This is a genomic window from Lutibacter sp., from assembly GCF_040883305.1.
GTDB lineage: Bacteria > Bacteroidota > Bacteroidia > Flavobacteriales > Flavobacteriaceae > Lutibacter.
In genome coordinates this window covers 1-3,878 of the sequence record NZ_JBFLKT010000392.1, presented here as the reverse complement: position 1 = coordinate 3,878, position 3,878 = coordinate 1, and the positions used below count along the sequence as shown (strand labels likewise).

General features: G+C 32.7%; 4 protein-coding genes and 1 pseudogene. All 5 read right to left on the bottom strand.

Annotated features, from left to right (window positions below):
- Positions 1-598: thymidylate synthase (locus tag AB1Z17_RS12565; RefSeq protein ID WP_368052130.1), on the bottom strand; the 598-nt coding region annotated here is incomplete at its 3' end.
- Positions 599-667: 69 nt separating this feature from the next.
- On the bottom strand, positions 668-2,062 hold the full coding sequence (locus AB1Z17_RS12560) for a NupC/NupG family nucleoside CNT transporter (RefSeq protein ID WP_368052129.1): 1,395 nt from the start codon (positions 2,060-2,062) through the stop codon (positions 668-670).
- Positions 2,063-2,074: 12 nt separating this feature from the next.
- Entirely contained in the window at positions 2,075-2,686 is a 612-nt protein-coding gene (locus AB1Z17_RS12555; RefSeq protein ID WP_368052128.1) for a bifunctional nuclease domain-containing protein, read from the bottom strand.
- A gap of 89 nt (positions 2,687-2,775) precedes the next feature.
- Positions 2,776-3,738: an electron transfer flavoprotein subunit alpha/FixB family protein gene (locus AB1Z17_RS12550; protein WP_368052127.1), complete on the bottom strand. Its 963-nt coding sequence runs from the start codon at positions 3,736-3,738 to the stop codon at positions 2,776-2,778.
- A 36-nt stretch (positions 3,739-3,774) separates the two neighbouring features.
- Positions 3,775-3,878 (bottom strand): annotated as a pseudogene (locus tag AB1Z17_RS12545) (electron transfer flavoprotein beta subunit/FixA family protein); the annotation flags it as partial.

Below are 3,878 nucleotides of genomic sequence, written 5' to 3'. Positions count from 1 at the left end.
GAGCCATCATCATTGTTAACAGGGCATAAGAAGCAATGTTAAATGGAACTCCTAGAAAAATATCTGCACTTCGTTGGTATAATTGGCAAGATAATTTTCCGTCAGTTACATAAAATTGAAAAAATGCGTGACAAGGAGGTAAGGCTGCTTTTCCGTTTGCTACATTTTCAGAAAACGAAACGGATGTGTCTGGTAAAACGCCAGGATTCCAAGCGGTAACTATCATTCTTCTACTGTCTGGATTTGTTTTTATCGTATTTATTACTTCAGTAATTTGATCTATTCCTTCACTATTCCAATTACGCCACTGATGACCATAAACAGGTCCTAGATCACCCTTTTCGTTTGCCCAGGCATCCCAAATTTTTACATTATTATCTTTTAAGTATTTAATATTTGTATCACCTTTTAAAAACCAAAGTAATTCATAAATAATAGATTTTAAATGGAGTTTTTTTGTTGTAACCATAGGGAACCCTTCACTTAAATTAAAACGCATTTGATACCCAAAAACACTTTTTGTTCCAGTTCCGGTTCTGTCTTCTTTTAAAATTCCGTTTTTGTTAACGTGTTTAATTAAGTCTAAATATTGTTTCATTAATTTTAAGTTTAAAAGTTGTAAAGTTTAAAAGCAATCCTAATCCCTCCTTCGCTGGTTAGGGGGCTTTTACCCAATAATCATTCCTGCAATTGTAGCAGAAAGTAGCGAGGCTAAAGAACCTCCAATTAAGGCTTTTATACCAAATTCAGACAATGTTTTGCGTTGTCCTGGAGCTAATGATCCAATACCTCCAATTTGAATTCCAATGGATGCAAAATTAGCGAACCCACAAAGCATGTAAGTTGCCATAATTACAGATTTATTATAAGTAAAATGGGTGATATTTGCAACATTTTTAAGTTCAGCTAATTGAATATACCCAACAAACTCACTTGCTGCTAATTTTACACCTAATAATTGTCCCATTAACATAATATCTTCTTTTGCTACACCGATCAACCACATTAGAGGCGCAAAAATAGTTCCTAAAATAGCTTCTAAAGTAAATTTTGGATACGGTGTATTTGCAGCCATCCAATCGTTTAAATTCGTAACATCTCCAACCCAACCTAACATACCATTTAGCATTGCAATAATAGCTACAAAAACCAACAACATTGCAGCAACATTTGCAGCTAATTTTAAACCTTCAGTTGTTCCATTTGCTATAGCATCTAATATATTAGAGCCAATTTTTTCTTGGGAGACATTTACATCGGTATTTACCTTTTCGGTTTGAGGGTATAATATTTTTGAAATTACAATTGCTCCAGGTGCAGCCATAACAGACGCGGCTAATAAATGTTTGGCAAAATGCAATCGTAGTACAGGGTCATTTCCTCCTAAAAAACCAATATATGCGGCTAAAACACCACCTGCTACCGTGGCCATACCACCAATCATAACTAATAATATTTCAGAACGATTCATACGTTCTAAATATGCTTTTATCATTAAAGGAGCTTCTGTTTGACCTAAAAATATATTTCCAGCAACAGATAAACTTTCAGCACCAGAAATGTGCAACAATTTAGTAAGTAACCAAGCCAATCCTTTTACTATAATTTGAATAATTCCTAAATAAAATAATAGGGAAGTTAATGCCGAAAAGAAAATAATAGTTGGCAGTATTTGGAATACGAATATAAAGCCATAAGATTCGCTATTCATTAAACCTCCAAATAAAAAGATACTACCAGCAGCGGTATAATCTAAAATATTTGTAAAAATACTTCCAACAAATTCAAAAATTGCTTGAACAAAAGGAATTTTTAAAACACCAATTGCTATTAAAAGCTGGGCTGTTAATCCAGCTCCAACAGTTTTCCAATTTATTGCTTTTTTGTTACTGCTAAATAAGTAAGCAACAACTAATAATGAAAACATTCCTAAAACACCTCTCCATAAAGATGTAATTGAAAATCCTTGATTGTCTATTATTAAATTAGATGTAATTTCTTGTGAATTTACAGATGCAATACTAAAAAATAGTAGTGCAGCTAAGCCAATTTTTTTTATCATTTTGAAGTTTGGTTATTGGGTACGTTTATTTATTTCATCACGAATTTTTGCAGCCAATTCGTAATCTTCATCTTGAACAGCTTTTTCCAGTTTTTCATGTAACTGTTTCAAACTGGCTTTTGAAAAAGTTGATTTTTTAACAGGTTCAGTTTCTTCAATTAATTTTTCTATACCCATATCGTCTTCTTTCCCAGGGCTTAATTCATCTTTCATTTTTAAGTAAATGCCTGCCTTATCTAGAATGTTTTCATACGTAAAGATAGGTGCGTTAAAACGAGTTGCTAAAGCAATTGCATCTGAAGTTCTAGTATCAATAATTTCTTCTATATTGTCGCGTTCACAAATTAAACTAGAGTAAAAAACACCATCAACTAATTTATGAATAATTACTTGTTTAATTTTTATTTGAAATCTATCAGCAAATGTTTTAAACAAATCATGTGTTAATGGTCTAGGTGGTTTAATTTCTTTTTCCAATGCAATTGCAATAGATTGCGCTTCAAAAGCACCAATTACAATAGGTAATGTTCTGTTTCCTTCTTCTTCACTCAAAACCAATGCATAAGCACCACTTTGAGTTTGGCTGTAGGATATTCCTTTTATATTTAGACGGACTAAACTCATACGTTAAAATTAGCAAAAAAGGCTGTCTAATCAAAGGACTTTTGGTCCAAAAATTAGACAGCCTTGTTAAGAGGCACAATTTAATAAAATTATGCGTTATTTGCTTTAAATTCTTTTAACTTTTCTATTAATGTTGGAATTACTTCAAAAGCATCACCAACAATGCCGTAATCAGCAGCTTTAAAAAACGGTGCTTCGGCGTCGGTATTAATTACAACTTTTACTTTAGATGAATTAATTCCGGCTAAATGTTGAATTGCTCCTGAAATACCAATAGCAATATATAAATTAGAAGCAACAGGTTTACCAGTTTGACCAACGTGTTCGCTATGTGGTCTCCAACCTAAATCTGAAACAGGTTTAGAGCAAGCAGTTGCAGCACCTAAAATGCTTGCTAATTCTTCAACCATTCCCCAGTTTTCAGGACCTTTTAAGCCACGACCTGCAGAAACCACAATATCAGCATCTGCAATAGTTACGGTACCAGTAGTTTGTTCAATAGATTCTGAAGTTAAATCGCTATTCGCTATTTCTGGTGAAAAACTTTCAGTCGTTCCTGAAACTTCGTTTTCAAAAACTCCGTAAGAATTTTTAGCCAGTGCAATTATTTTGACTTCAGTAGATATTTCACAATTATTAAAAGCCTTGCTCGAAAATGCTTTTCGTTTTACTACAAACGGAGAAGTTGAGCTAGGTAAAGCCATAACATTACTTGCAAAACCTGCATTTAAATTAACTGCAACCAGCGGTGCTAAATACAAACCATTTGCATTTGAATCTATTATAACAACCGTTGAATTTTCTTTTTCAGCAGCTTGCTTAACAATGTTTGCAACTATTTTTGCATTAAAAGTAGCCAACGCCTCGTTAGAAACATTTAATACTTTTTCTGCACCATATTTATAGAGTGTTTCGTTTTCGGTTGCATTTATTGCAAGAACTACAAGATTTGTATTTAATTGTTCAGCAACTTTTTTTCCGTAAGATGTAACTTCAAACGTTGATTTTTTAAATTTTCCTTCCGATACTTCGGCTAAAACTAAAACTGACATATATTTTTATTTTTTTAAACGTTGTTGAACTATTTATTAAATAACTTTTGCTTCTGTATGAAGTAAATTCACTAATTCATCCACATTATCAGCGTCAACCATTTTACAAGCTGATTTTGCTGCTGGTTTTTCAAAAGATG

What these genes read in the sequence shown, in the direction of transcription:
- AB1Z17_RS12560 (WP_368052129.1), bottom strand. Translation starts at nt 2,062, where the DNA reads ATGATAAAAAAAATTGGCTTAGCTGCACTACTATTTTTTAGTATTGCA.
- AB1Z17_RS12550 (WP_368052127.1), bottom strand. Translation starts at nt 3,738, where the DNA reads ATGTCAGTTTTAGTTTTAGCCGAAGTATCGGAAGGAAAATTTAAAAAA.
- AB1Z17_RS12555 (WP_368052128.1), bottom strand. Translation starts at nt 2,686, where the DNA reads ATGAGTTTAGTCCGTCTAAATATAAAAGGAATATCCTACAGCCAAACT.